The sequence below is a fragment of the Streptomyces sp. PH9007 genome (assembly GCF_059813725.1).
Genome location: NZ_CM187440.1, coordinates 1,979,331 through 2,005,225 on the forward strand (window position 1 = coordinate 1,979,331; position 25,895 = coordinate 2,005,225).

General features: G+C 73.2%; 22 protein-coding genes. 11 read left to right on the plus strand and 11 right to left on the minus strand.

Going from position 1 to position 25,895, the window contains the following annotated elements; all coding sequences use genetic code 11:
• From ACTFAP_RS08905 to ACTFAP_RS08915, 3 genes are read right to left on the minus strand one after another with little or no spacing between them, the layout of a single operon-like run.
• Positions 1 to 741: a GntR family transcriptional regulator gene (locus tag ACTFAP_RS08905; protein WP_500468733.1), complete on the minus strand. Its 741-nt coding sequence runs from the start codon at positions 739 to 741 to the stop codon at positions 1 to 3.
• Between the two features lie 34 nt (positions 742 to 775).
• Entirely contained in the window at positions 776 to 1,822 is a 1,047-nt protein-coding gene (locus ACTFAP_RS08910) for a Gfo/Idh/MocA family protein (protein WP_500468734.1), read from the minus strand.
• Positions 1,823 to 1,854: 32 nt separating this feature from the next.
• The gene (locus tag ACTFAP_RS08915; RefSeq protein ID WP_500468735.1) at positions 1,855 to 2,751 is read right to left on the minus strand and encodes a sugar phosphate isomerase/epimerase family protein; all 897 of its coding nucleotides are present in this window, start codon (positions 2,749 to 2,751) and stop codon (positions 1,855 to 1,857) included.
• Between the two features lie 203 nt (positions 2,752 to 2,954).
• Here ACTFAP_RS08915 and iolC point away from each other — a divergent pair, with 203 nt between their 5' ends.
• From iolC to ACTFAP_RS08950, 7 genes are all read left to right on the plus strand, one after another.
• Complete coding sequence (iolC, locus tag ACTFAP_RS08920; protein ID WP_500468736.1) at positions 2,955 to 4,007, plus strand: 5-dehydro-2-deoxygluconokinase; 1,053 nt, start codon at positions 2,955 to 2,957, stop codon at positions 4,005 to 4,007.
• Complete coding sequence (locus ACTFAP_RS08925) at positions 4,004 to 4,882, plus strand: Cgl0159 family (beta/alpha)8-fold protein (RefSeq protein ID WP_500468738.1); 879 nt, start codon at positions 4,004 to 4,006, stop codon at positions 4,880 to 4,882. Before iolC ends, ACTFAP_RS08925 begins: the two co-directional genes overlap by 4 nt.
• Before the next feature lie 30 nt (positions 4,883 to 4,912).
• A complete protein-coding gene (gene iolB, locus ACTFAP_RS08930) occupies positions 4,913 to 5,800 on the plus strand; it encodes a 5-deoxy-glucuronate isomerase (protein ID WP_400013540.1) in 888 nt (295 codons plus the stop codon).
• Complete coding sequence (gene iolD / locus ACTFAP_RS08935) at positions 5,797 to 7,677, plus strand: 3D-(3,5/4)-trihydroxycyclohexane-1,2-dione acylhydrolase (decyclizing) (protein ID WP_500468739.1); 1,881 nt, start codon at positions 5,797 to 5,799, stop codon at positions 7,675 to 7,677. Before iolB ends, iolD begins: the two co-directional genes overlap by 4 nt.
• 16 nt (positions 7,678 to 7,693) lie before the next feature.
• Positions 7,694 to 9,187, plus strand: coding sequence for a CoA-acylating methylmalonate-semialdehyde dehydrogenase (locus tag ACTFAP_RS08940; protein ID WP_500468741.1), 1,494 nt, complete (start codon positions 7,694 to 7,696; stop codon positions 9,185 to 9,187).
• Positions 9,188 to 9,357: 170 nt separating this feature from the next.
• The gene (locus ACTFAP_RS08945; protein WP_030725159.1) at positions 9,358 to 9,546 is read left to right on the plus strand and encodes a MerR family transcriptional regulator; all 189 of its coding nucleotides are present in this window, start codon (positions 9,358 to 9,360) and stop codon (positions 9,544 to 9,546) included.
• Positions 9,547 to 9,660: 114 nt separating this feature from the next.
• Positions 9,661 to 9,879, plus strand: a complete 219-nt coding sequence (locus ACTFAP_RS08950; RefSeq protein WP_390123248.1) for a heavy-metal-associated domain-containing protein — start codon at positions 9,661 to 9,663, stop codon at positions 9,877 to 9,879.
• Positions 9,880 to 10,188: 309 nt separating this feature from the next.
• On the opposite strand, the gene ACTFAP_RS08955 is transcribed toward ACTFAP_RS08950, so the two are convergent.
• From ACTFAP_RS08955 to ACTFAP_RS08975, 5 genes are all read right to left on the minus strand, one after another.
• Positions 10,189 to 11,493, minus strand: a complete 1,305-nt coding sequence (locus ACTFAP_RS08955; RefSeq protein WP_500468744.1) for a citrate synthase — start codon at positions 11,491 to 11,493, stop codon at positions 10,189 to 10,191.
• A 235-nt stretch (positions 11,494 to 11,728) separates the two neighbouring features.
• Positions 11,729 to 13,939: an SF1B family DNA helicase RecD2 gene (gene recD2, locus ACTFAP_RS08960; RefSeq protein ID WP_500468745.1), complete on the minus strand. Its 2,211-nt coding sequence runs from the start codon at positions 13,937 to 13,939 to the stop codon at positions 11,729 to 11,731.
• Between the two features lie 189 nt (positions 13,940 to 14,128).
• Positions 14,129 to 15,070 (minus strand): LLM class flavin-dependent oxidoreductase, encoded by a 942-nt coding sequence (locus ACTFAP_RS08965; protein ID WP_500468746.1) that lies wholly within the window; start codon positions 15,068 to 15,070, stop codon positions 14,129 to 14,131.
• A 43-nt stretch (positions 15,071 to 15,113) separates the two neighbouring features.
• A complete protein-coding gene (locus tag ACTFAP_RS08970; RefSeq protein ID WP_495684145.1) occupies positions 15,114 to 16,124 on the minus strand; it encodes a DUF1015 family protein in 1,011 nt (336 codons plus the stop codon).
• Positions 16,125 to 16,137: 13 nt separating this feature from the next.
• Positions 16,138 to 17,400, minus strand: a complete 1,263-nt coding sequence (locus ACTFAP_RS08975; RefSeq protein ID WP_495684146.1) for an ATP-grasp domain-containing protein — start codon at positions 17,398 to 17,400, stop codon at positions 16,138 to 16,140.
• A gap of 402 nt (positions 17,401 to 17,802) precedes the next feature.
• On the opposite strand from ACTFAP_RS08975, the gene ACTFAP_RS08980 reads away from it, so the two are divergent.
• The gene (locus ACTFAP_RS08980; RefSeq protein ID WP_400013534.1) at positions 17,803 to 18,732 is read left to right on the plus strand and encodes a helix-turn-helix transcriptional regulator; all 930 of its coding nucleotides are present in this window, start codon (positions 17,803 to 17,805) and stop codon (positions 18,730 to 18,732) included.
• Positions 18,733 to 19,728 carry a LuxR C-terminal-related transcriptional regulator gene (locus tag ACTFAP_RS08985; RefSeq protein ID WP_495684147.1) on the plus strand — a complete coding sequence of 332 codons (996 nt, stop codon included), beginning with the start codon at positions 18,733 to 18,735 and terminating at the stop codon, positions 19,726 to 19,728.
• 137 nt (positions 19,729 to 19,865) lie between these two features.
• On the opposite strand, the gene ACTFAP_RS08990 is transcribed toward ACTFAP_RS08985, so the two are convergent.
• Positions 19,866 to 20,810: a cupin domain-containing protein gene (locus ACTFAP_RS08990; RefSeq protein ID WP_500468747.1), complete on the minus strand. Its 945-nt coding sequence runs from the start codon at positions 20,808 to 20,810 to the stop codon at positions 19,866 to 19,868.
• Between the two features lie 81 nt (positions 20,811 to 20,891).
• On the opposite strand from ACTFAP_RS08990, the gene ACTFAP_RS08995 reads away from it, so the two are divergent.
• Complete coding sequence (locus ACTFAP_RS08995; RefSeq protein WP_495684148.1) at positions 20,892 to 21,533, plus strand: NAD(P)H-dependent oxidoreductase; 642 nt, start codon at positions 20,892 to 20,894, stop codon at positions 21,531 to 21,533.
• Between the two features lie 9 nt (positions 21,534 to 21,542).
• Here the strand turns inward: ACTFAP_RS08995 and ACTFAP_RS09000 are convergent, their stop codons facing one another.
• Positions 21,543 to 22,547 (minus strand): LysR family transcriptional regulator, encoded by a 1,005-nt coding sequence (locus ACTFAP_RS09000; RefSeq protein ID WP_500468748.1) that lies wholly within the window; start codon positions 22,545 to 22,547, stop codon positions 21,543 to 21,545.
• 103 nt (positions 22,548 to 22,650) lie between these two features.
• On the opposite strand from ACTFAP_RS09000, the gene ACTFAP_RS09005 reads away from it, so the two are divergent.
• Complete coding sequence (locus ACTFAP_RS09005) at positions 22,651 to 24,030, plus strand: MFS transporter (RefSeq protein ID WP_500468749.1); 1,380 nt, start codon at positions 22,651 to 22,653, stop codon at positions 24,028 to 24,030.
• Here ACTFAP_RS09005 and ACTFAP_RS09010 read toward each other — a convergent pair.
• Entirely contained in the window at positions 23,919 to 25,754 is a 1,836-nt protein-coding gene (locus ACTFAP_RS09010; protein WP_500468751.1) for a penicillin-binding transpeptidase domain-containing protein, read from the minus strand. The two genes, ACTFAP_RS09005 and ACTFAP_RS09010, sit on opposite strands and share 112 nt — an antisense overlap.
• Positions 25,755 to 25,895 lie beyond the last annotated feature (141 nt).

A 25,895-nucleotide genomic window follows, 5' to 3' on the forward strand; every position in this document is an offset into this window, starting at 1 on the left:
TCAGGGGCGGATGAGGAGTTGCAGCTCAAACGTGTAGCGCGAGGCACGGTAGAGGTGCGCGCCGTACTCGACCGCCCGCCCCGTGTCGTCGAAGGCGGTGCGCTGCATCGTCAGCAGCGGGGCGCCCGGCTCCTCTTCCAGGATCGCCGCCTCGGCCGCGGTGGCCGCTCGGGCGCCGATGGACTGCCGGGCGCTGTGCAGGGTGGTACCCGCGCCGCGCATCAGCCGGTACAGGCCGGTGGCCTCCAGCTCGTCCTTCGTGAGCGGCATCAGGTCCACGGGCAGGTAGTTGCGCAGCCGGGCGATGGGGTCGGCGCCGTGGGTGAGGCGGAGCCGTTCGACGCGCCGTACGGGGGTGCCCTCGGCGATGCCGAGCGCCGCGGCGACCTCCGCGGGTGCCTCGGTGTCCTCGATGGCCAGGACCCGGGTGGCGGGCCGCTGGCCCGCCGTCTCCAGGTCGTCGTAGAGGCTGCTCAGTTCGAGGGGGCGGCGGACCTGGCTGTGCACCACCTGGGTGCCGACGCCGCGGCGGCGCACCAGCAGGCCCTTGTCGACCAGGACCTGGATGGCCTGCCGGACGGTGGGGCGGGAGAGCCCGAGCCGTCCGGCCAGTTCGATCTCGTTGCCCAGGAGGGTGCCGGGCAGCAGCTCGCCGCGTTCGATGGCGGCTTCGAGCTGCTGGGACAGCTGGAAGTACAGCGGTACCGGACTGCTGCGGTCGATGCGGAACGCCAGGTCCACCCGGGGTCACCCTCTCCTGAACACCGTGCTCCGATCAGTTTGTCCGGACATACGATACTGGGCTGTAGAAGGCGGGCCGTTCGATCATCTCGACCTCCGTGCGCTGCCCGCTGCGCTGCGCCGCCACCCCCGCCGCGCACCCGGCCGCCGCCGCGTACCCGTCCCAGGCGCTGGGCCCGGTCACCCGCCCGGCCCGGGTGGCGTCCACCCACTCGCGCACCTGGTGGTCGTACGCGTCGGCGAACCGTCCGGTGAAGTCGTCCGCGATCTCCCCGCCCCACCGCCCCGCCGTGTTGGCGAGCAGCCCGTGCGCGTCGCCGATCCGGGCCGTGCCGTGTTCGCACACCGCCTCGGCCTGCACCTGGTAGCCGAAGCCGCAGTTGACGAAGATCTCCACATCCACGAGCGCGCCGCCGCTCGTCTCGAAGATGATCAGCTGCGGATCGCCGAGCCCCTCGGGGGCGGCGGACGAGGGCGTGGGCCGCAGCACCGTCACGGCCGTCAGCTCCTGCTCCAGCAGCCACCGCGCCGCGTCCATCTCGTGCACCACCGAGTCGTTGATGAGCATCTCGGTGGTGAACAGCGGGTGCGAGACCGTGTTGCGGTGCCGGCAGTGCAGCATCAGGGGCCGCCCGTGCGTGCCGCCCGCCAGCAGCCGCTTGAGTTCGCGGTACTCGCGGTCGAACCGCCGCATGAAGCCCACCTGGATGCGCCGGTGGCCCAGCGCCTCCTCGGCAGCCATCACCCGCAGCGCGCCCTGCGGATCGGGGGTGAGCGGCTTCTCGCACAGCACCGGCAGGTCCCGCTCCAGCGCGGCGAGCAGCTGCTCCTCGTGCGCGGCCCCGGGCGAGGCGATGAGGACGGCGCCGACCCCGGGCGCGTCCATCGCGGCGGCCGGATCGGTGTGCGCGGCGCAGTGCGGCCCGACGGTACCGGCGACCTCCTTGGCCAGGACCTCGTCCACATCGGCGACGGCGGCGACATGGGCTCCGCTGATGAGCCGTTCGATGCGCCGTACATGGTCGGCGCCCATCCGCCCGGTGCCGAGGACGGCGATGCCCAGCGAGTTCTCTGTGTTCACGGCGAGCCTTTCGGTGCGGGTGCGTGCTGCCGCTACGCGCCGCAGGAGCGCAGGTAGCGGCGGGTGCGGGTGGCGATGGGGAGCGGGGCGTCGGGCGGGCAGGGGTACATGTCCTGCTCGACGATGGCGAACAGGTCCACGCCCAGGCCCTGGGCTGCGGCCAGTACCGGCGGCAGATCGGGCAGGCCGTGCGGCGGTTCGCACATGACGCCGCTTGCCACCGCCGGGCCGAACGGGGTGCCCTGCGCCCGGACGTCGGCCAGGATCGCCGGGTCCACCTGCTTGAGGTGCAGATAGCCGATCCGCTCCCCGTAGGTCTTGATGAGCCGGACGCTGTCGCCGCCGCAGTACGCGTAGTGCCCGGTGTCCAGGCACAGGCTGACGGCGTCCGGGTCGGTGGCGTCCAGGAAGCGGGTGACGTCCCGCTCGGTGGCCAGGTGGGTGTCGGCGTGCGGGTGGACGACGATGGTTAGCCCGTACCGCTCGCGCACCTCGCGCCCCAGCCGCTCCATGCCGGCGGTCAGCTCGCGGAACTGGTCGGGGCTCAGGTGTTCGGGGTCGGTCTGCTCGCCGGTGACCGAGTCGCGCCAGAACTCGGGGATCACCACCAGGTGGGCGGCGCCCATCGCCGAGGTGAGCGCGGCGACCCGGGACACGTGCTCCCAGGTGGCGTCCCACACGGCCGGGCCGCGGTGCAGCGCGGTGAAGACGGTGCCGGCCGAGACGGTCAGCCAGCGGCGCGTCAGTTCGTCGCCCAGCAGGGCCGGATCAGTGGGCAGATAGCCGTACGGGCCCAGCTCGATCCACCGGTAGCCCGCCTCGGACACCTCGTCGAGAAAGCGCTGCCAGGGGGTCTGCTGCGGGTCTTCGGGGAACCACACGCCCCAGGAATCGGGGGCGGATCCGATCCGGATGCGGTCGAGGTCCATGCGCGAGCCTGCCTTCCGTACGTCGTCCGTGTCGTCGGGTCGTCCAGGTCGTCCGGGTGGTCGCGATCCACACCGGTAACGACCGTACCTCTGGGGGAGTATGGATGTCATTATGTAAAGACAAACCATTGACAGCCGCGCCCGCCCCGTCTACATCTGGGGGGCGGTCAGCGCGTCAGGGCAACCGGAAGGGGCAGTTCCGCATGGGCATGGACCTCATCACCATGGGACGCATCGGGGTCGATCTGTACCCGCTCCAGACCGGGGTGCCGCTGTCCGAGGTCGAGACGTTCGGCAAGTTCCTGGGCGGCTCCGCCACCAATGTGGCGGTGGCCGCCGCCCGGCTCGGACGGCGCTCGGCGGTCATCAGCCGCACCGGCGCCGACCCGTTCGGCGACTACTGCCACCGCGCGCTGCGCGAGTTCGGCGTCGAGGACCGGTGGGTGACGGCGGTGGAGGACCACCCCACCCCCCTCACCTTCTGCGAGATCTTCCCGCCCGACGACTTCCCGCTGTACTTCTACCGCCGCCCCAAGGCGCCCGATCTGGTCATCCACCCGCACGAGCTGGACCTGGACGCAGTCCGCGCCGCCCGCATCTTCTGGATGACCGGCACCGGGCTCAGCGAGGAGCCCAGCCGCACCGCCACTCTCACCGCGCTGGCCGCCCGCGACCCGGGCCACCCGGACCATGTCGCCACCGTCTTCGACCTCGACTGGCGCCCGATGTTCTGGGGCGAGGCGCCCGAGGAGCGGGCCCGGCCCCGGTACGCCGAGGCCCTCGCGCACGCCACCGTCGCCGTCGGCAACCTCGCCGAGTGCGAGATCGCCACCGGGGAACGCGAACCGCGCGCCGCCGCCGAGGCGTTGCTCGCCGCCGGGGTCGAACTCGCCGTCGTCAAACAGGGCCCGGCCGGCGTCCTCGCCCTGCACCGCGACGGCCGCGCGGCCGAAGTGCCGCCGCACACCATCGAGGTGGTCAACGGCCTCGGCGCGGGCGACGCGTTCGGCGGCGCGCTGTGCCACGGGCTGCTGGCCGGCTGGGAGCCGCGGCGCCTGACCCGGTACGCCAACGCCGCCGGGGCCGTCGTCGCCGCCCGGCTCGCCTGTTCCACCGCCATGCCCTACCCGGCCGAGGTCGAGGCCCTCCTCGCCGGCCACGCCCCCGCGCCCGACGCCCGCCCCGATCCCGACAGCGACAGCGACAGCGACAGCGACAGCGATCGAGGCGGCCCCGTGAAAGCGAGCCACCCGTGAGCATCACCATCCCCGACCTCGTCACGGTGCGTGCCCAGCACCCCGAGGCGATCGCCGAGGCGGCGGCACGGCGCGAACGCCGCCCGCTCACCGGCGACTCGGGACGCCTGATGATCATCGCCGCCGACCACCCGGCACGCGGCGCGCTCGCCGTGGGCGGCGACCGGCTCGCCATGGCGCACCGCGGCGACCTGCTGGAACGGCTCGTGCTCGCGCTCTCCCGCCCCGGCGTGGACGGAGTCCTGGGCACCGCCGACATCCTGGAGGACCTGCTTCTGCTCGGCGCCCTGGAACACAAGGTCGTCATCGGCTCCATGAACCGCGGCGGCCTGGCCGGCGCCGCCTTCGAACTCGACGACCGCTTCACCGGACACCGCGCCGAGGACCTCGCCCGGATGCGGTTCGACGCCGGCAAGCTGCTGCTGCGCATCGACTACGCCGACCCCGGGTCGCTCGCCACCCTGCACTCCACCGCCCGCGCCATCGACGCCATGGCCGCATGCCGACTGCCGGTCTTCGTCGAGCCGTTCCGCTCCCGCCGCATAGACGGCAAGGTCACCAACGACCTCGGGCTCGAGGCCGTGGCCACCTCCATCGCCATCGCCTCCGGCCTGGGCGGCACCTCCGCGTACACCTGGCTCAAGGTCCCGGTGACCGCCGACCCCGCCGACATGGCGCGGGTGATGGAGACCTCCACGCTGCCCGCCGTCCTGCTGGGCGGCGAGGTGCACGGCGATCAGGAGGGCGCGTACGAGAAGTGGCGCACGGCGCTGCGGCTGCCGACCGTACGCGGCCTGGTGGTCGGCCGCTCCCTGCTGTACCCGGCGGACGGCGACGTCGCGAAGGCCGTGGACACCGCTGTCTCCCTGCTCTGACGCTCCGCCGAGACGAAAGGCACCACCCACGTGAGAACCAGGACAGCCCACCGGCCCGCCGGTACCGCGTCCTCCGGCCCGTATCCGGTGCACATCACCCCGCAGGACGCCGGCTGGGCGTACTGCTCGCTGCGCGTGGTGCAGTTGCCGCCCGGCGGCACCGACACCTTCGCCACCGGCGACAGTGAGTGGATCGTGCTGCCGCTGGCCGGCGGCGCCGACGTGAGCGTGGACGGCCAGGAGTTCACGCTGGCGGGCCGCGAGAGCGTCTTCACCTCGGTCAGCGACTTCGTGTACGCGCCGCGCGACGCCGAGGTGACGCTGCGGGCCCCGGCCGGCGCCGGCGTACGGCTCGCGCTGGCCGGCGCCCGCTGCACCCGGCGGCTGCCCGCCCGGTACCGGCCGGCCGCCGGCATCCCCGTCGAACTGCGCGGCGCCGGGGCCTGCTCCCGGCAGGTCAACAACTTCGCCGCCGCCGACACCTTCGAGGCGGACCGGCTGATCGCGGTGGAGGTCCTCACCCCCGGCGGCAACTGGTCCTCCTATCCCCCGCACAAGCACGACGAGTTCCGGGCCGAGCAGGAGTCCGAGCTGGAGGAGATCTACTACTTCGAGATCGCCGGGGCCGGCTTCGGCTACCAGCGGGTCACCCCCTCCGGGCACGGCAGCGGCACCGACGTGCTCGCCGAAGTACGCGACGGGGACGTGGTGCTGATCCCGGACGGCTGGCACGGCCCCTCCATCGCGGGCCCCGGCCACGACATGTACTACCTCAACGTCATGGCGGGCCCGGGCGCCGAACGCGCCTGGCTGATCAGCGACCACCCCGACCACGCCTGGATCCGCGACAACTGGCGCCACCAGGCCGTCGATCCCCGGCTGCCCCTCTACCGCGCCCCGGAGGTGACGCCGCGATGACCACCACGATCCGGCTGACCGTCGCCCAGGCCCTCGTCCGCTTCCTCGCCGCCCAGTACACCGAGCGAGACGGGGCACGGCAGCGGCTCATCGACTCCTGCTGGGGCATCTTCGGCCACGGCAACGTCGCCGGCCTCGGCCAGGCCCTCGTCGAGTCGGGCCAGGGCCCCGACGCCCCACTCCCCTTCCACCAGGGCCGCAACGAACAGGCCATGGTGCACGCCGCCGTCGGCTTCGCCCGGCAGCGCGACCGGCTCTCGGCACAGGCCGTCACCACCTCCATCGGCCCCGGCGCCACCAACCTCGTCACCGGCGCGGCGCTGGCCACCATCAACCGGCTGCCGGTGCTGCTACTGCCCGGCGACACCTTCGCCACCCGCCCCGCCGACCCCGTGCTCCAGCAGCTGGAGCACCCGGGCGCCGGCGACCTGTCCGTCAACGACACCCTGCGCCCGGTCTCGCGCTGGTTCGACCGGGTGCACCGCCCCGAGGCGCTGATCCCGGCCGCCCTGGGCGCGATGCGGGTGCTGGCGGACCCGGTGGAAACCGGCGCGGTCACCCTGGCCCTGCCGCAGGACGTCCAGGCGGAGGCGTACGACTGGCCGGCCGCGTTCTTCGAGGAGCGGGTGTGGCGGGTGCCGCGCCCGGGGCCGGACCCGGACGCGCTGGCCCAGGCGGCGGCGATGGTCCGGGCGGCGCACCGGCCGCTGCTGATCGCCGGCGGCGGGGTGCACCACAGCGCGGCGCAGGACGCGTTGTGCGCGCTGGTGGACGCGACCGGCATCCCGGTGGCGACCACCCAGGCCGGCAAGGGCGCGCTGCGCCACGACCACCCCGGGGAGGTGGGCGGGGTCGGGCACACCGGGACGGCGGTGGCCAACGACCTGGCCCGCACCGCCGATCTGGTGATCGGGGTCGGCACCCGGTTCACGGACTTCACCACCGCGTCCCACACCCTGTTCGCCGACCCGGCGGTGCGCTTCGTCCATCTCAACATCGCCTCCGCGGACGCCCACAAGCTGGCCGCGCTGCCGCTGGTCGCCGACGCGCGCACCGGGCTGCGGGAGTTGTCCGGGGCGCTGGCCGGGTACCGGGTCGATCCGTCCTGGGCGCGGGCGTGCGCGGCGGGCAAGGAGCGCTGGGAGGCCGTGGTGGACGCCGCCACCGCGCCGCGCGGCGACGCCGGGCCGCCCACCCAGCCGCAGGTGCTCGGCGCGCTCGCCGCGACCGTCGGTGACGAGGACGTGATCATCAACGCGGCCGGTTCGCTCCCCGGCGATCTGCACAAGCTGTGGCGGGCCCGCTCACCTCGCCAGTACCACCTGGAGTACGGCTACTCCTGCATGGGTTACGAGATCCCGGCCGCCATCGGAGTGGCGCTGGCCGCCCCCGAGCGCGCGGTGTGGGCCCTGGTGGGCGACGGCACGTATCTGATGATGCCCACCGAGATCGTGACGGCCGTGCAGGAGGACCTTCCCATCAAGCTGGTGCTGATCCAGAACCACGGCTACGCGTCGATCGGCGGCCTGTCGCAGGCCACCGGCGCGGAGCGGTTCGGTACGGACTACCGCTTCCGTACGGCGGACGGCGCCTACCACGGGGCGCCGCTGCCGGTGGATCTGGCGGCCAACGCCGCCTCGCTGGGCATGACGGTGCTGCGCGCCCACTCCTGCCAGGAGCTGCGCGAGGCGCTGGCGGTGGCGCGCGAGGCGCGGGGCCCGGTCGCGGTGTACGTGGAGACCGACCCGGATTCCAACGCCCCGGCCGCGCAGGCGTGGTGGGACGTGCCGGTGGCCGAGGTCGCCGGCCGGCCGGCGGCCGTCGGGGCGCGATCCGGGTACGAGCGCGAGGCGGCCGCCCGCCGCCGCTATCTGTGAGGAGAACGGACCACCCATGAGGACCATCGGTCACTTCATCGACAACAAGCCGGTGGCGCCCGCTTCCGGCCGCTACGCGCCCGTTTTCGATCCGGCGACGGGGCGGCAGCCGGCCCAAGTCGGGCTGGCCTCCGAGGCGGAGGTGGACGCGGCGGTGGCGGCGGCCCGGGCGGCGTTCGTCTCCTGGCGCGCGACGCCGCTCGCGCGCCGTACCGCGCTGCTGTTCCGCTACCGGGAGCTGCTGGACGCGCGCCGTGACGAGCTGGCCCGGCTGATCACCGCCGAGCACGGCAAGGTACACGCCGACGCGCTGGGCGAGGTGGCGCGCGGGCTGGAGATCGTGGAGCTGGCCTGCGGCATTCCGCAGCATCTGAAGGGGCAGTTGTCGACGCAGGTGTCCAGCGGGGTGGACGTGGCGTCCATCCGGCAGCCGCTGGGGGTGGTGGCGGGCATCACCCCGTTCAACTTCCCGGCGATGGTGCCGCTGTGGATGTTCCCGCTGGCCATCGCCTGCGGGAACACCTTCGTGCTGAAGCCGAGCGAGAAGGACCCGGGGGCGGCGCTGCGGCTGGTGGAGCTGGCGGCGGAGGCCGGGTTCCCCGAGGGGGTGCTGAACGCGGTCAACGGCGACAAGGCGGCCGTGGACCGGCTGTTGGAGCACCCGGACGTGGCGGCGGTGAGCTTCGTGGGTTCCACGCCGGTGGCGCGGGCGATCCAGCGCGGCGCGGTGGAGCACGGCAAGCGGGTGCAGGCGCTGGGCGGGGCGAAGAACCACATGCTGGTGCTGCCGGACGCCGATCTGGACGTGGCGGCGGACAACGCGATCAACGCGGCGTACGGCAGCGCGGGCGAGCGCTGCATGGCGGTGTCGGTGGTGGTGGCGGTCGGGGACATCGGGGACGCGCTGGTGGCGCGGATCGCCGAGCGGGCGGCGGCACTGCGGATCGGTCCCGGCAGCGATCCAGACTCCGAGATGGGGCCGCTGATCACCGCCGAGCACCGGGCGAAGGTGGCCTCGTATGTGGCGAGCGGCCGGGCGCAGGGCGCCGAGGTGGTGGTGGACGGGACGCGGTACACCGTCCCCGGGCACGAGGAGGGCTTCTTCCTGGGGGTGTCGCTGCTGGATCACGTCACCCCGGGGATGGACGCGTACCGGGAGGAGATCTTCGGCCCGGTGCTGTGCGTGGTGCGGGCCGGCTCGTACGAGGAGAGTCTTGAGCTCATCAACTCCTCGCGCTGGGGGAACGGTACGGCGGTCTTCACCCGGGACGGCGGCGCGGCGCGGCGCTTCCAGCTGGAGGTGGAGGCCGGGATGGTGGGGGTGAACGTGCCGATCCCGGTGCCGGTGGGGCACCACTCGTTCGGCGGCTGGAAGGACTCGCTCTTCGGGGACCAGCACATCTACGGGGAGGACGGGGTGCGGTTCTACACCCGCGGCAAGGTGATCACCACCCGCTGGCCCGACCCGGCGGACGGCGGGATCAATCTGGGCTTCCCCAGCGGACACTGACCATCCTTCGATGGCATCAGCCCACTATCGGGGATGGGCAACAGCCGTCTCCGTTACGCGCCTTCGCCGTCACAGCTGATCAACAGGGTGCTGCGGCGCGCCGCCCCGCGGGCCGGGGCGGCGCAGGCTCGGTGGTGATCATCAACGCCGAGTGCGAAGAGGTGTGGACGATGGCCGATCGAGGACTGTGGTCGTACAAGGAGATCGCCGCGCACATCAAGGTGCAGCCGGACACGGTGCGCTCGTACCGCAAGCACGGCCTGCTGCCGCCGCCGGATGTGACGGAGGGCGGCAAGCCCTTCTGGTACCCGCACACCATCGAGCTGTGGGTGAGCCGGCGGCCGGGCAGCCGTCGCTGAACCGCATGCCACGCGATACCCCCACCGGGTAGCTTGAATACCCGGTGGGGGTATAAACTCGCGCTGTCGGCGGGCAGCACCGAGCGGCCCCTGGAGAGGAACGAGGATCCTTCCATGAGCACCACGACCTACCAGGTTTCCGGCATGACCTGCGGGCACTGCGAGTCGTCCGTACGCAGCGAGCTCTCCGCGCTGGAGGGGGTGAGCGAGGTGACCGCCAAGGCGAGCAGCGGACTGGTCACCGTCGTGTCCCAGGCTCCGCTGGACGAGGAGGCCGTCCGGGCGGCGGTCGACGAGGCGGGCTTCGAGCTGGTCGGCCCCGCCGCGAGCTGAGAGAGCGGCACCGGCGACAGCCGGACCGGGCGCCCGATCAGGGCGCGGAAACGGAAATGCGCCCCGCAGCGGGTCCCCCCACAGGGCCCGAAGCGGGGCGCTTCCTGCCGCCCGTTCGAAGCGTCCCCCCACGGGACCCCGGCCGGACGACCGACGGCGTGAATCCAGCCGAATTCGCGCTGTCGTTGCCCGGTTAGACCCGCCAACCGGCAAAAGGTTGCACGCCCGGCGATGTGACCTGCGTCACATTGCCGGGCGTGCTCTGTTCCGTACCCCGAAGGCCCTTCCCGGACGGCGTCCGGGGAAGGATTACCGCTGCTCGACGGGCACGTAGTCGCGCTCGACGACACCGGTGTAGATCTGCCGGGGGCGGCCGATCCGCGAGCCGGGCTCGGTGATCATCTCTTCCCAGTGGGCGATCCAGCCGGGCAGCCGGCCGATCGCGAACAGCACGGTGAACATGCTGGTCGGGAAGCCCATGGCCCGGTAGATCAGACCGGTGTAGAAGTCGACGTTCGGGTAGAGGTTGCGCGACACGAAGTACTCGTCGCTGAGCGCGTGCTCCTCCAGCCGCAGGGCGATGTCCAGCAGCTCGTCGGACTTGCCCAGCGCGGACAGCACATCGTGCGCCGCCGCCTTGATGATCTTCGCCCGGGGGTCGAAGCTCTTGTAGACGCGGTGTCCGAAGCCCATGAGGCGGACACCGTCCTCCTTGTTCTTCACCTTGCGGATGAAGGCATCCACATCGCCGCCGCTGGCCTGGATCGACTCCAGCATGTCCAGCACCGCCGCGTTCGCGCCACCGTGCAGCGGGCCCGAGAGCGCGTTGATGCCGGCCGAGACGGAGGTGAAGAGGTTCGCCTGCGAGGAGCCGACGAGCCGCACCGTGGAGGTGGAACAGTTCTGCTCGTGGTCCGCGTGCAGGATCAGCAGCTTGTCCAGCGCGTTGGTGACCACCGGGTCCGGGACGTACTCCTCGGCGGGGACCGAGAAGGTCATCCGCAGGAAGTTCTCCACGTAGCCCAGGTCGTTGCGCGGGTAGACCACCGGCTGGCCCACGGACTTCTTGTACGCGTAGGCCGCGATCGTGGGCAGCTTGGCCAGCAGCCGGACCGCCGAGATGTTCCGCTGCTTCGCGTCGAACGGGTCGTGGCTGTCCTGGTAGAAGGTGGACAGCGCGCTGACCACGGAGGACAGCATCGCCATCGGGTGCGCGTCGCGCGGGAAGCCGTCGTAGAAGCGCTTGACGTCCTCGTGCAGCAGCGTGTGCGTGGTGATCTCGTTGCGGAAGGTCGCCAGCTCGTCCACGGTGGGCAGCTCGCCGCTGCGCAGCAGATAAGTGGTCTCCAGGAACGAGCCGCGCTCGGCGATCTGCTCGATCGGATAGCCCCGGTAGCGCAGGATGCCCTGCTCACCGTCGAGATAGGTGATCGCCGATTTGTAGGCCGCGGTGTTGCCGAAACCGGAGTCCAGGGTCACCAGACCGGTCTGGGCCCGGAGCTTGCTGACATCGAAGCCGGTGTCCCCGATGGTGCTGTTCACGATCGGGTAGCTGTAGGTGGCGCCGTCGTAGTTCAGTTCTACGGACTGCGCGCCGTCGCGGTGTTCGCTCACGTCATCCCTCACCGACGTTGTCCTCTTCTTCGAGGTCCTTCGAGTTTCCTTCGGGGTGCCCTGACTCCCTCCCAGTGTCCCCCATCCGGGGCCAATATGTGCACTCAGGGTCGGCAATCGGCCCAGTTTCTGGCACGCCGTGCCGCTGGAACCGGGATGATGCGGACTATTCTGCCCCCGCAGCCGGACAGGCGCCCGCCGACGTCCCGCCCGCCGGCCCCCGCGTCACCCCGCGTCACCCCGCGAGCCGCATGTCGAGCCCCGTGAACCGGCGCCCCGCCGAGACGCTGCGTACCGCCTGCTCCAGGGCGCGCCGCGAACCCACCAGCACCACCAGCCGCTTCGCCCGCGTCACCGCCGTGTACAGCAGATTGCGCTGGAGCATCATCCAGGCGCTCGTCGTCACCGGGACGACCACACACGGATACTCGCTGCCCTGCGAACGGTGGATCGTCACCGCGTACGCGTGCGCCAGCTCGTCCAGCTCACCGAACTCGTACGCCACGTCCTCGTCCTCGTCAGTGCGCACCACCAGCCGCTGCTCGTCCGCGTCCAGCTCGCGCACCACCCCGACCGTGCCGTTGAAGACGCCGTTGGCGCCCTTCTCGTAGTTGTTGCGGATCTGGGTGACCTTGTCGCCCACCCGGAAGATCCGGCCCCCGAACCGCTTCTCCGGCAGCCCGGGCGCGGCCGGGGTCACCGCCTCCTGGAGCAGCCCGTTCAGCGCCCCCGCCCCGGCCGGGCCGCGGTGCATCGGGGTGAGCACCTGCACGTCCCGGCGCGGATCGAGCCCGAACCGCGCCGGGATCCGGCGCGCCGCCACGTCCACCGTCAGCCGCCCGGCCGCCTCCGTGTCCTCCTCGGCGAACAGGAAGAAGTCCGCGAGCCCCCGCGTCAGCGGCGGCCGCCCGGCGTTGATGCGGTGCGCGTTCGTCACCACCCCGGACTGCTGCGCCTGCCGGAAGATCCTGGTCAGCCGCACCGCGGGCACCGGGGAGCCGTCCGCCAGCAGATCCCGCAGCACCTCGCCCGCGCCCACCGACGGCAGCTGGTCCACATCCCCCACCAGCAGCAGGTGCGCGCCCGGCGGCACCGCCTTCACCAGCTTGTTGGCCAGCAGCAGATCCAGCATCGACGCCTCGTCCACCACCACCAGATCCGCGTCCAGCGGCCGGTCCCGGTCGTACGCCGCGTCGCCGCCCGGCTTCAGCTCCAGCAGCCGGTGCACCGTGGACGCCTCGGCCCCCGTCAGCTCCGCCAGCCGCTTCGCCGCCCGCCCCGTCGGCGCCGCCAGCACCACCTTCGCCCGGCGCGCCCGCGCCAGCTCCACCACCGAGCGCACCGTGAACGACTTCCCGCACCCCGGGCCGCCGGTCAGCACCGCCACCTTCTCGGTCAGCGCCAGCCGCACCGCCGCCTCCTGCTCGGGCGCCAGCTCCGCCCGGGTGCGCTGCGCCAGCCAGGCCAGCGCCCGGCCCCAGTCCACGTCCGCGAAGGCCGCCAGCCGGTCCTCCCCGGCCCGCAGCAGCCGCCGCACCTGCCCGGCCAGCGACAGCTCGGCCCGGTGGAAGGGCGGCAGGTACACCGCCATCACGGTGCCGTGCGGGTCCTGCGGGTCGGGCACCGGCTCGCGCACCGCCCCCTCCGGGTCCTGCGCCAGCTCCCCCAGACAGTCGATGACCAGCCCGGTGTCCACCTGGAGCAGCTTCACCGCCTCCGCGATCAGCCGCTCCTCGGGCAGGAAGCAGTGCCCCTGGTCGCTCGCCAGGGACAGCGTGTGGCGCAGCCCGGCCCGCACCCGCTCGGGGCTGTCGTGCGGGATGCCGACCGCCTGCGCGATGCGGTCGGCGGTCAGGAAGCCGATCCCCCACACGTCGGCGGCCAGCCGGTAGGGCTGGTTCCGCACGACGGAGATCGAGGCGTCCCCGTACTTCTTGTAGATCCGCACCGCGATGGAGGTGGACACCTCCACGCTCTGCAGGAAGACCATGACCTCCTTGATGGCCTTCTGCTCCACCCAGGCCGCGGCGATCAGCCGGGTGCGCTTGGGGCCGAGCCCCGGCACCTCGATCAGCCGGCCCGCGTCCGCCTCGATGACCTCCAGGGTGGCCACCCCGAAGTGCTCCACGATCCGCTCGGCGGTCCTGGGCCCGATGCCCTTGATCAGCCCGGAGCCCAGATAGCGCCGGATGCCCTGGACGGTGGCGGGCAGCACGGTCGTGTAGTTCTCCACCGTGAACTGCCGTCCGTACTGCGGGTGCGAGCCCCAGCGGCCCCGCATCCGCAGCGACTCCCCCACCTGGGCCCCGAGCAACGCCCCGACGACGGTGAGCAGTTCCCCGCCACCGCCGCCGGTGTCCACCCGGGCGACGGTGTACCCGTTCTCCTCGTTGGCGTAGGTGATGCGCTCCAGGACCCCCTCGAGCACCGCGCTGTGCGACGACATGCCCGCACGGTATCCACCGGCGCCGACAGGACGAAGGGGGCTGTGGAAAACTCCGAAGGGCCCGGCTCCCCCGCCGGGCCCTTCGCTCCCCTCCTGCACCCCCGTGTTTCCCCGACCCCTACGACACCGATCACGCCCGAACGGTTGCACCGATCCGCGAAGAGTTTTCCCGCACATGTGCCCGAACGGTCACAGGACCCGTCCGAGCCCCTCCAACGCCACCAGCGGGTCGGGCCCCGCGGGCATCAGGACCACGCTGCCGGCGCCCGCCGCATGCAGCGCCGCGATCCGCTCCCGGGCCTGCCCGGGGGTGCCGGTGACCGCGAGCTGATCCACCCACTCACCGGGCAGCCGCGCGGCGAACTCCGCACGGTCCGCGCTGTCCTCGCGCAGCCGGGCGAACTCCGCCGCGAACGGCAGCGGGGTGATGTGCGGCGCCCAGTCCGGTTCGCCGATCCACTCCAGCGCCGGCCGCACCGCCGCCCGCGCCACCTGGGGATCGTCGTCCACCGCCGCCACGTTGTACGCCACCACGCGGTGCCCCTCCGCCACCGCCCGCGCGCCGATGTGCCCGCGCGCCGCCGCCAGATACTCGGGGGTCACCGGCTCGGCCAGGATCGTGCCGTCCGCCTCCCGCCCGGACAGCGCCAGCGACCTGGGCCCGCGCACCCCGGCCAGCACCGGCGGCACCACCGCCACCGGCAGGTCGGGCGTCACCGCGTCCAGCCGCTCGTCGCGCACCGTCTCTCCCCGCAACAGCGCCCGTACGGTGCGCAGATGCTCGCCCAGCGCGCCCAGCGGCGACGCCGGGTACGCGCCGACCTGCCGCATCCAGCCGGGCATGCCGTGCCCGATGCCCACGACCGGGCGGCCGGGGAACAGCTGGGCGAGCGTGGCCGCCTCCATCGCCGTCAGCGCCGGGTTGCGCAGCACGGCGGGCAGGATGCCGATCCCCACCCGGATCCGTTCCGTGACCGCCAGCGCGACGGCGGCCTGCGTGAAGCCGCCCCGGAAGAAGCAGTCCTCGACCACCCACACCTCGGCGAAGCCCAGTTCCTCCGCCCGCCGGACGTACCGGACGAACCGTTCCGCCGCCAGATCGCGCGGCACCATCACACCGATATCCGTCATGGCCGTGAGCCTATGCGGCAACCCCCGCCCCGGCCACGGCGAATCAGCAGGGCAGCGGGGGCAGCAGTCCCGGCAGCGGGGCGGGGCCCAGCGAGGTGGTCCTGGGCGGCATCACGGTGCCGCCGGCGGCGCCCGACCAGATCTGTTCCCAGGTGGGCGGCGGCAGGATCAGCCCGGCCTCGTCGTCCGCCGGATGGCGCTCGGTGTACCCGGGCGTGGGGTCAAGTCCCTGGTCCTCGCAGAGGATCGGGATCAGGACGTGGTCGCTGATGGCGGCCGACAGCTCGGCCCACTCCGAGGGCAGGAACCGCAGCCGGCGCGCCGTGGTGACCGGGGAGACCCGGGAGATGGCCCAGATCCTGGACTTGCCGGTGAGTAAAAACGTGCCGGCGCGCGGCACCGGGCGCGGCGAGCCGGCCGGAAGCTCCGTCACCCGGGCGAAGCCGGAGGCCACATCGGCCGCCCGGTACGGGTCGAGGCCGGGCATCGTGCGGTGGGTGGCCGCCAGCCGCAGCGGGTAGCGGCCGTGGTCCACGACCAGGGCCGGCAGCCGGTCGCCCATCCGGGCGGGCTGGCCGCGGTGCAGCCGGCGGGCCGCCTCGAGACGGTGGTGGCCGTCGGCCAGCAGCACCGGCGGCAGCGCCGGGGGCCGCCGGCTCCACTCGCCGGCCACCGCCCACAGCCGCTGGGTGCCGCCGCGGGTGGCCGGCCCCGTACGGTCGGGCGGGCGGCGGACGGTCTCCTCGATGCAGCGGCGGAACGCGCCCGGGTCGGGGGCGGCCAGCAGCAGCGGTTCGGCGGGGGTGCGGCGCTCGCGCAGCAGCCGGGTGTGCAGCCGCACTTCGGGCTCGCCCACCTGCTGGTGCCGCAGGATGTGGCCGCTTTCGGTGCCGTGCAGGCTCAGGGCGCCCAGGACGCCGCGCTGTTCGACCCGGCCGTGCACGTCCAGGCGTTCCAGGACGACGTAGCCGGGGCGGGCGGGCGGTCCGGCGAACAGGCCGGGGAGGGGAAGCAGCAGGTCTGCCCGTGGGGCCGGGGTCGCGGGGAATCCCATCCCGGGGAGCAGCTCAGGCAGCAGTGTGCTCCTCCTCCTTCTCGGGATGCGCGGGCTGCCCGCACGCTCCGGGATCCGCGCCGCCGACGACCGGGCGCAGCAGGCCAAGGGCCTTGCCGAGCACCGCCTCCACTTCCTGCGGGCTGGACGCGACGGCCGTGATGAAGCCATGCCCGGCGGCCCGGCTGGTGGCCTCCGGGACATGGCTTCCGACGCGAACGGTGATGCCGATGTCGGCGACGCCCGGCAGGGCGTACGCCTCGTCGATCCCGTGCACGGCGTCGAGCCGGCCGGGGGGCAGCCGCAGGGTGCGGATGCCCGCGTACCGCCGGCCGGACGAGGGGTGCGGCGCCGGTACGGGCAGCCGCAGCGCGGTGGCGACGGCGAGCGCCACCGGGTCGGTGCCGGTGGCCAGCGCCAGCAGGTCGCCGAGCCGGCCGGGGCCGGGGTGGGCGTGCGACTCGATCAGCCGCGGTCCCTGTGCGGTACGGACCACCTCGGTCAGGGACAGTCCCGCCCGGTGGCCGGCGGCCCCCAGGGTGGCGGTGACCAGGTCGCCGATCCGTGCCGTGTCCCGCGGGCCGAGGTCGGCCGGCAGATCGTGGCCCTCCTCGGTGAACCCGGGGCCGTCCGACAGATGCTTTCTGGCCACGGCGAGCACGGTGTGCTCACCGTCCCTGGAGTGGGCGAGCACGCTGTACTCGGGGCCCTCCAGGAATTCCTCGATGATCAGCGCCGGTTCGCTCACCAGTTCGGCGGCCAGGAGTGCGGCATCCGCGACATCGCGCAGAAGATGCACCTCCTGGCCGCCCGAACCGGTGCGCGGCTTGGCGACGCACGGGAAGCCGACCCGCTCGGCGGCGGCCACCAGACGCGTCACCCGATCGCACTGCTCGAACCGGACGGGGGTACCGGTGAGCTGATTGACCTTGCCGCGCAGCGCCACTTTGTCCGTGAGATACGCGACGGCGGCGTGCGGATTGCCCCGGAACCGCAGGGCCTCGTTCACCCGCGCGGCGACCAGCGCACTGGCCTCCGCGAAGCCGAACACCGACACCCTGGCGGGATGACCGGCCAGATGACCGATCGCCATCAGCAGCCCCTGGTGATCCAGCCAGTCCACGGTCAGCGCGTCGTGCGCCGCCGCGACGGCCTCCCGGATCCCCGGAGCCGCCCGGTCGGGAGCGAGGACAAGAGTGCGGGCACCGACCTCCCGGGCCGCCTGTACCTCTTCGAGGCGCGGGCTCAGCAGCACCGCCAGCGGGGCCTGGGCCATCACCGCACCACTTTCCTGTCCACCGATCCGATCCGATCCGTCGTATCAGCGGGCCGTGGTCAGTCCCAGAGGCTGTCGGTCGTGATGACCTCACCCTTGGCGGCCGGGGAACCGGCAGCCATGGCGACCCCACCGGAGGCACCCACGAGCAGGAGAGCTGCGATAACGCTCAGAGCAAACTTCTTCACGGGATCCCTCTTCCGTGTCCACATAGGCGAACATGAATGGCATGTTGGCCCAATCATGCTCACGAGCATTCACGAGGAAGTCGATAGAGTCCCTGTGGCATCATCTCGCCTGTCCAGTTGACGCCAAGGTGCTTGCTGACGTCATGCGAGGAAGATGAGCGTGTACGAACCCGGGGAAATAGACGCCGCGACGACACGGGTTTACCGGTTTCGCGTGATTCATCCCACCGACTCGGTGGCACAGATCGCCGCCCGCGCCGGCATTTCCACCGCCGAGGCCGCCTCCGCCGAGGCCCGGCTGACCGAACTCGGCCTGCTGCGGCCCTCGCCCGGCGGCGGACTGGTCGCCATCTCCCCCGAAAGCGCCGCCGACGCCCTGCTGGCACCCATCGAACAGGACATCCTCCAGCGCCGCATCGCCATGGCCGCCACCCGCGCCCGGCTGCACGCGCTCTCCGGCGACTACCTCGAAGCCCGCAGCATGCGCTCGGCCAAGAGCAGCATCGAGGTCGTCGAGGGTATCGACAACACCCGCGCCGTCATAGCCGATCTGGACCGCACCTGCGCCAAGTCGGTCGACGCGCTGCACCCGGGCGGCGGCCAGAGCCGGGCCGCCATCCAGGCCGCGACCCCCGGCGACCTGGAGATCCTCGAACGCGGCGTGAAGGCCCGCACACTCATGCAGCACACCGCCCGCCGGCACCAGCCGACCGTCGGGTACGTCACCACCCTCATCGAGGCCGGCGCCCAGGTGCGCAGCATCACCGCGCTGCCCTCCCGGATGCTCATCTACGACGGCAGCTGCGCCGTCCTCCCGCTCGACCCGCTGCACACCAAGTCCGGTGTGGCGCTGGTGCGCGACCCCACCGTGCTCGGCTTCCTCCAGCAGCTCTTCGAGCACTACTGGGACCGGGCGGTGGACTTCGTCGAGGGGCCCAAGAAGTCGGGCTCGGCACCCGTCGGCGTGGACCGCGACGTCCTGGTGCTGATGGCCGCCGGGAAGAAGGACGAGGCGATCGCCCACCAACTGGGCATGTCCCCGCGCTCGGTGAGCCGCGTGGTGGCCCGGCTGCTGGAACAGCTGGACGCCGACAGCCGGTTCCAGGCCGGCGTCCGGGCGGCGCTGAACGGCTGGCTCTCCTAGATGCGGATCCACGAGGTCGAGGACATCGACGCCACCGCGCTCCAGGTCTACCTGCTGCGGGTACGCCACCCCGCGGACGACGCCGACCGGCTCGCCGCACGCGCCGGGCTGCGCCCCGACGACGTCACCCGCGCCGAGGCCCTGCTGTACGGGCTCGGCCTGCTCCAGCCGTCCCCGGCGGGCGGCTGGGTGGCGGTCAGCCCGGAGAGCGCCGCCGACCAGCTGCTCGCCCCCGTGGAGGCGGACATCCTGGCCCAGCGCATCACGATGGCCGCCGCGAGGGAACAATTCCAGTCACTTTCGGGTGAGTACGTGGCGGCGCGCGGCATGCGGTCCGCCGAGATCAGCATCGAGGTCGTCGAGGGCATCGGCAACACCCGCGCCGTCATCGACGACCTGGCGCGTACCTGCGTCGAATCGGTGGAGACCCTGATGCCGGGCGTCCCCACCGAGGAGGCGATCGATGCGGCCGTCCCGCTCGACCTGGAGCTGCTGGCGCGCGGCGTCGGCATCCGCGTCCTGATGCAGCACAGCGCCCGCACCCACCGCGTCGGCCTGCGCTACGCCGAGACGATCGGCGCGGCGGGCGCCCAGGTGCGCAGCGCCGGGACGCTGCCCTCGCGGATGCTGATCTACGACCGGCGGTGCGCGGTCCTCCCGCTGGACCCGCTGCACACCGGGACCGGGGTGGCGCTGGTACGGGACCCCTCCGCGCTGAGCTTCCTGTGCCAGGTCTTCGACCACTGCTGGGACGACGGCATCGACATCCCGGTGACCGCCGCCGCCGGGGAGGCGGGGGACGGGGTGCCGGGCGGCCTGGAGCGCGAGGTGCTGCGGCTGATGGCGGTCGGCAGGTCGAACGACGACATCGCCGAGCAACTGGGCATCTCCCGGCGCTCCGTGAGCCGTCTCGTCTCCCAGCTGATGGCCCATCTGGGCGCCACCAGCCGGTTCCAGGCCGGGGCACGGGCCGCCCTGAACGGCTGGCTCGGCTAGGTCCTCTCCGGGCGATCTTCTTCGGGCCCGCACGGTCCGTCAGGCAGGCGCCGGGCACGGGCTACCGGGGTGCGGCCGACGGAGAGGGGCGGGCACCGCGGCGTCCGCGACGGCCGCCCACCGAATACACCGCCGCGTCATCGCGTCTCGGCCAGGCGGCGGAACTCGCTGGGGTTGGCGCCCCGGATCCTCTTGAACGCCACGCTGAACGCGAACGGATCGCTGTAACCGACGGCACGGGCGACGTGCGCGACGGTCGAGGCCCCCTGCTCGACCAGGAGATCCGCCGCCAGCGTCATGCGCCAGCGGGTGAGGTAGGCCAGCGGCGGTTCACCGAGCAGATCGGCGAACCGTTTGGCGAGTGTCGAGCGGGACACCCCCGTACGCCGGGCCAGTTCGCCCACCGTCCACGGTGCCGCCGGCTCGCCGTGCAGGAGGCGCAGCGCCTGGCCGACCACCGGGTCCTTCTGGGCGGTCCACCAGGCAGGGGGGCGGCCACCGGGCCTGTCCAGCCAGGTACGCAGCGTGCAGACCAGCATCCAGTCGAGGAGCCGGTCGAGCACGACCTGCTGGCCCGGTTCGTCGCGGGCCACCTCGGCGGCGAGGTGGTCGAGCACCGGGTCGCCGGTGCCTCCGCAGTCCACCCGCAGCACAACCGGCAGCGCCTCCATCAGCCGCCGGCTGATCTCGCCGCGGACCGGGTAGGCCCCGACCACCAGAGTCGTCGCGCCGCTGTCGTCGCCGCCCTCTTCCCCGGGATCGTGCCAGCCCAGCCGGTGCCGGGTGCCGCCCTGCTCGGGCGTCGCGCAGTCCTCTCCGCAGCTGATCGGCTCGGCCGTACTGCCGGGCTCGTCCACGAAGGTGAAGGTCGTGGGACCGCGCACCACGATCGTGTCGTGGGCGCCGAGGCGCTCGGGCGGATGGCCCTCCGGCACGATCCAGCCCGCCCCGGTGAGGACGGTGCACAGGGTCAGCGGCGCACCGTCCACGAAGTGCAGTGACCAGGGCGCGGAGAGCGTCGAACTGCCGAACAGGGAGCCGCGGGCCCGCACTCCGCGGAAAAGGTCACTGGTCACGTCCACACCGACAGGCTAGACGATTGCAAAGGCATTTCGGCCTTTCACCCATGTGATCGTGCGTCCCGTGCGTGTTCTGTAGGAGCCATGACGCGTAACACTGACCTGACACCCGACGCCCACGACCCGCTGACCCTGCTGGTCACCGCACACCCGGACCCCGGCTCCCTGACGCACCACGTGGCGCGTCAACTCGCCTCGGCCCTCCGTCCCCGGGCCGTCGAGGTGGCGGACCTGCACCGGGAGCGGTTCGACCCCCGGTTCACCCCGGCGGACCGCCGCCACTACCAGGAAGGCGGCCCCCACGCTCCCGATGTGGCCCGCGAGCACCGTCGTCTCGACCGCGCCACCGACCTCGTCCTGGTCTTCCCGGTGTACTGGTGGTCCATGCCGGCGCTGCTCAAGGGGTGGATCGACCGCGTGTTCGTCAACGGCTGGGCCTTCGACCACTCGGCCGGGTCGGGGCTGCGTCCGAGGCTCCAGCGGCTGACCACGCATCTGCTGCCCATCGCCGGCGAGGACCCCGGCGGCTTCGAGCGGCACGGATACGAACGGGCGCTGCGGACGCAGATCGAGCACGGCATCGTCGACTACGTCGGAAGCCGCCGCGGTGCCACCGCGTTCATCCATGAATCCGAGCAGCCCTCCTCCGAGGCCACGGCGGAGAGCGTCACACGGGCCGTACGCGTCGTCGGCGAAGCCGTACGGGCCGGCACTCCTGCCACGTGAGCCATCCACCTATCCCGACCCGCGCGAGGGGGGCGGGACCGCCGGCCGCACGAACCGGCGGTCCGGCTCGGGCAGCCAGGCGCCCGGCGGGCGGTGCAGCCAGTTCCCCGCGGCGCCCAGCGCCGCCGCCGTGTCCAGCAGCGCCGCCAGCCCCGGGTGCCGCAGGGCGCGGGGCCACACCACCGAGACCGGCGACAGCGGCACCGGATCGGTCAGCGGGCGCAGCACCATGCCGGGAACCCCGGTGAACTGCTCGCTGGCCAGCACCCACCACCCGCGCGCCCGCACCAGCCGGACGAACTCCTCCTCGCCGTCGATGCGCGGGAACGGCGGCGCCACCGCGATGCCGCGCCCGGCGAACAGCCGCTCCGCGTAGTCCGTCCACTCGGTGGTCTCCGGATTGCCGGCGCCCGCGTACAGCTCACGCCCGGCCAGCCGGTCCAGCGGGATCTCCGCGAGGCGGGCCAGCGGATCGTCGGCGGGCAGCAGCACCGCCGTCCGCTCGTAACGCACCAGCCGGTGGTCAAGCCCCGCGCGGACCCCCGGGTCAAGGCCCGCGAACCGGCCGAAGGACACATCCAGCTGGCCGCGCGTCATCTCGGCCACCGCCCCGGCCAGGCCGCTGTGGAAACGGGCCACGAACTCCACCCCGGGCGCCGCCTCGCGGGCGGCGTCCAGGACCAGCCGGGCCGTGGTGACCGGCGCCGACACATCCACCACCAGCGGACGGGCCCCCGCCCCGGCGCCGCGCACCGCCGCAGCGAGGTCCCGCTGCGCCTCCAGTGCCCGGCGCACCGGGGCCAGCAGCCGCTCGCCGTCGGCCGTCAGCGTCACCTGACGGGTGCTGCGGACGAACAGCCGCGTCCCCCACTGCTCCTCCAGCCGTCTGATGTCCCGGGACAACGCCTGCTGCGCGACGAACAGCCGCGCGGCGGCGCGGGTGAAGTGCAACTCCTCGGCCACCGCGACGAAGGCGCGCAGCAGCCGTGGATCGGTGTCACGGTCGGCGGACATTCCCTCATTGTCGCCGGTCGGGGCCGATTCACTACCAGGGTGTGTGAATGGCCGCCGATCAGGTGTTGGACGCCCCGCGCGGCCCGGCCCGAAGGTGATCACCATGCAGTTCGCCCTCACCGGCCACACCCTCGTCCACGTTCCCCTCTCCCCCGACCGTCACCGCCGCGGCCGCCGCCCCCGGCGCCCGCGCGGCCCGTACGCCCGGCTGTTCGACGCCCCTGGCGCGCTCGCCTTCACGCTGCCCAACCTGCTGGCCCGGCTGCCGATGGGCATGTTCAGCATCTCCGCCGTGCTGCTGATCACCGGACTGCACGGCTCGTACGCGCTGGCCGGCGCGGTCGTGGCCGGCACGCTCGCCGCCTCCGCCGTCGGCGGCCCGCTGCTGGCCCGGCTCGTGGACCGGTACGGGCAGGCCAGGATCACCGTCCCGGCCGTGCTGCTGACCGGCACCGGACATCTGGGGCTGCTGTGGTGCGTCACCGGCGGCGCCCCGCTGTGGGCCTGGTTCTGCTGCGTCCCGCTCATGGCGGCCACCCCCAACACCGGCGGCATGTCCCGGGCCCGCTGGGCGCACCTGTACCGGGGCGATCCCGCCGCCCGGCACACCGCCAACTCCTTCGAGCAGGCCATGGACGAGCTGTGCTTCCTGCTCGGCCCGCTGATCGCCGCCGGGCTGTGCACCGCGCTGTTCCCGGCGGCCGGAACCCTCACCGCGGTCGCGCTGCTGGCGACCGGCGGCGTGCTGTTCGCGGCCCAGCGCCGTACCGAGCCGCCCGTCGCCCCCCGTGAGCCGGGGCGGGCCCGTACCGGGCGGGCCCCGCTGCTGCTGCCCGGGATACCGCCGCTGCTGGTCACCTTCCTGTGCACCGGCGCCGTGTTCGGGTCGCTGGAGGTGGTGACGATCGCGTACGCGGACGGCCTGGGGCTGAAGGCGTGGGCGGGTGCCGTGCTGGCGGCACAGGCGCTGGGGTCGGGGGCTGCCGGGCTCGCGTTCGGGCTGCTGACCCCGGGGGCCGCCCCGGTACGGCGCCGGCTGGTGCGCTGGGTGACGCTCATGGCCGTGCTGATGGCGCTGCCGCTGCTGGTGGCGGCCACCGGCACGCTGCTGCCGCTGGTGCCGGCACTGCTGATCGCCGGGATGGCGACGGCGCCGGCCATGGTCACCGGCATGACGCTGCTCCAGGAGCTGACGCCGGCGCCCCGGCTCAACGAGGGCATGTCCCTGGCGGTGACGGCGCTGCTGTCGGGCATCGCCGCGGGCGCGGCGGCCGGCGGCTGGGCGGCCGAACATCTGCCGCCCGGCGCCGCCGGCTACGTCACTCCGCTGACCGCCGCCACGCTGGCGGCGGCGGTCGCCCGGCTCGCGTTCTACTCCTGGAAGCCGGTGAGGAAGTCCACCGCGACCGGGCCCGCCGTGGCGCCGCCCGAGCCGCCGTCCAGCAGCAGCACGGCGAAGGCCAGGTCCGCGTCGCCGAGGTAGCCGATCAGCCAGGCGTTGGTGGACAGTTCGCCGTCGCCGGTGTCGAACTCGGCCGTGCCGGTCTTGGCGTGCGGCGTGCCGGGCACGGAGCCCAGCACGGTGGCGGTGCCCTCGGTGACGGTGTCCCGCATCATCGAGCGCAGCGCCGCGTAGGTGTCCGCGCTCAGCTCCGACGGCGCGGACGCGGGCTCGGCGACCGCGTCGGGCACCAGCACCGGCTGGTGGAAGGCGCCCTCGGCGACGGTGGCCGCCACCGAGGCCATCACCAGCGGGCTGGCCTGCACCCGGGCCTGCCCGATCAGCGAGGCCGACAGGTCGTTGGCGCCCTCGGCGTCCGGCACGCTGCCGTCGAACGAGCCGGCGCCCAGGTCCCATTCGACGCCGATGCCGAACGCCTCGGCGGTCAGCCGCAGCGTGTCGGGCTCGAAGCGGTCCCGGTTGGCTATGTAGGCGGTGTTGCAGGAGGCGGTGAACGCCTCGTGCAGCGTGGTGGCCGGGCCCAGCTCGAACTCGTTCTGGTTCTGGAAGCGGTAGCCCTCCACGGTCTCGTACTTCGGGCAGCCGATCGCCTCGCCGGGCGCGGTGCCGCCCTCCAGCAGCGCCGCGGTGGTGATCACCTTGAAGGTGGACCCCGGCGCGAGCTGCCCGCTGAGCGAGCGGTCCCCGCCGTCCAGCGGGGAGTCGGCCGCCGCCAGCACCTCCCCGGTGGAGGGCCGCACCGCCACGATGGAGCCGGCCTGGTCCGTACCCTCCAGCGCGGCCTCGGCGGCACGCTGCACATCGGCGTCGATGGTGGTCTGCACGGGCGTGCCGGGCTCGCCGCCCTCCTGCTCGTACAGCACCTCCACCGCGTCCCCCGACTCACGGTCGGCGATGACGACGGCGGCGCTCGGCGTACCGGCCAGCTGCTCCTCGTACCGGCCCTGGAGCCCCGAGGACCCGGCGCCGGTCGCGGGGTCCAGGCCGCCGACCACGGTGCGCGCCAGATGCGCCAGCGGGCGGCTGTCCTCCGCGAACTGGAGGCCCTCCACCGCGCGCAGCGCGTTCTCGTGCTCGCGGAAGACCTCGTCGCGCAGGCTCACCACGGACACGGCCTGGTCGGGATCGGAGGCTTCCACCCGGTCCGCCAGCGCCTCGGTGTCCAGGCCCACGTCCAGCCCGTCCAGCGCCTCGTAGGCGGCCTCCGGGTCGCTCAGCCGGGCGGGCCAGATGCTCAGGTCCCACACGACGGAGGGGCCGGCCAGCTGGCTGCCGTCCGCGGCGAGGATGGGGGCGCGCTCCGACTGGTCGGTGCTGAGCACCAGGGTCTGGCCCTCGGACAGCTCGGGGTGGACCAGCGGTGACTCCCAGTGCACGTGCCAGGTGTCCTCCTCGACCCCGTCGGGCGCGGCGTACAGGGACGACTCGTAGGACCACTCCCCCACCCCGGGCAGGGTGAAGGAGGCGGTGAAGGGCACCGTGTACGCCGCCTCGGGCGCACCGGTGTCGAGTTCGGCGCGCACCACCTCCCCGCTGATGGTGAGCGCGGTCTCCTCGGCGCCGAGGTTGCGCTGGACCGACTCCAGCAGCGACTCCGCGGCCTCCGCGTCGTCCGTGCGCGCGGCGGCCCCCTCCAGGTCGCCCTCCGCCCAGGCGTCCAGGAACTTCTGGGACTCGGACCGCGCGGCGCTCGCCGGGTCCTCGTCGCCGTCGCGCAGCAACAGGACGGCGCCGATCGCCAGCACGGTGACAGCGACTGCGCCCCCTATGATCCACTTTGTTCGGTTTCCGCCGGTCGTCTCGGGCTCTGGCCGGCCCTGAGGACCCCACCCCGGTGCACTGTCTGCCATGCCGGTGACCCTACCGGGCCCCACGGACAGTCACCC

What these genes read in the sequence shown, in the direction of transcription:
- ACTFAP_RS08915 (WP_500468735.1), bottom strand. Translation starts at nt 2,751, where the DNA reads ATGGACCTCGACCGCATCCGGATCGGATCCGCCCCCGATTCCTGGGGC.
- iolC (WP_500468736.1), top strand. Translation starts at nt 2,955, where the DNA reads ATGGGCATGGACCTCATCACCATGGGACGCATCGGGGTCGATCTGTAC.
- iolD (WP_500468739.1), top strand. Translation starts at nt 5,797, where the DNA reads ATGACCACCACGATCCGGCTGACCGTCGCCCAGGCCCTCGTCCGCTTC.
- ACTFAP_RS08940 (WP_500468741.1), top strand. Translation starts at nt 7,694, where the DNA reads ATGAGGACCATCGGTCACTTCATCGACAACAAGCCGGTGGCGCCCGCT.
- ACTFAP_RS08945 (WP_030725159.1), top strand. Translation starts at nt 9,358, where the DNA reads ATGGCCGATCGAGGACTGTGGTCGTACAAGGAGATCGCCGCGCACATC.
- ACTFAP_RS08950 (WP_390123248.1), top strand. Translation starts at nt 9,661, where the DNA reads ATGAGCACCACGACCTACCAGGTTTCCGGCATGACCTGCGGGCACTGC.
- recD2 (WP_500468745.1), bottom strand. Translation starts at nt 13,939, where the DNA reads ATGTCGTCGCACAGCGCGGTGCTCGAGGGGGTCCTGGAGCGCATCACC.
- ACTFAP_RS08965 (WP_500468746.1), bottom strand. Translation starts at nt 15,070, where the DNA reads ATGACGGATATCGGTGTGATGGTGCCGCGCGATCTGGCGGCGGAACGG.
- ACTFAP_RS08970 (WP_495684145.1), bottom strand. Translation starts at nt 16,124, where the DNA reads ATGGGATTCCCCGCGACCCCGGCCCCACGGGCAGACCTGCTGCTTCCC.
- ACTFAP_RS08975 (WP_495684146.1), bottom strand. Translation starts at nt 17,400, where the DNA reads ATGGCCCAGGCCCCGCTGGCGGTGCTGCTGAGCCCGCGCCTCGAAGAG.
- ACTFAP_RS08985 (WP_495684147.1), top strand. Translation starts at nt 18,733, where the DNA reads ATGCGGATCCACGAGGTCGAGGACATCGACGCCACCGCGCTCCAGGTC.
- ACTFAP_RS08995 (WP_495684148.1), top strand. Translation starts at nt 20,892, where the DNA reads ATGACGCGTAACACTGACCTGACACCCGACGCCCACGACCCGCTGACC.
- ACTFAP_RS09000 (WP_500468748.1), bottom strand. Translation starts at nt 22,547, where the DNA reads ATGTCCGCCGACCGTGACACCGATCCACGGCTGCTGCGCGCCTTCGTC.
- ACTFAP_RS09005 (WP_500468749.1), top strand. Translation starts at nt 22,651, where the DNA reads ATGCAGTTCGCCCTCACCGGCCACACCCTCGTCCACGTTCCCCTCTCC.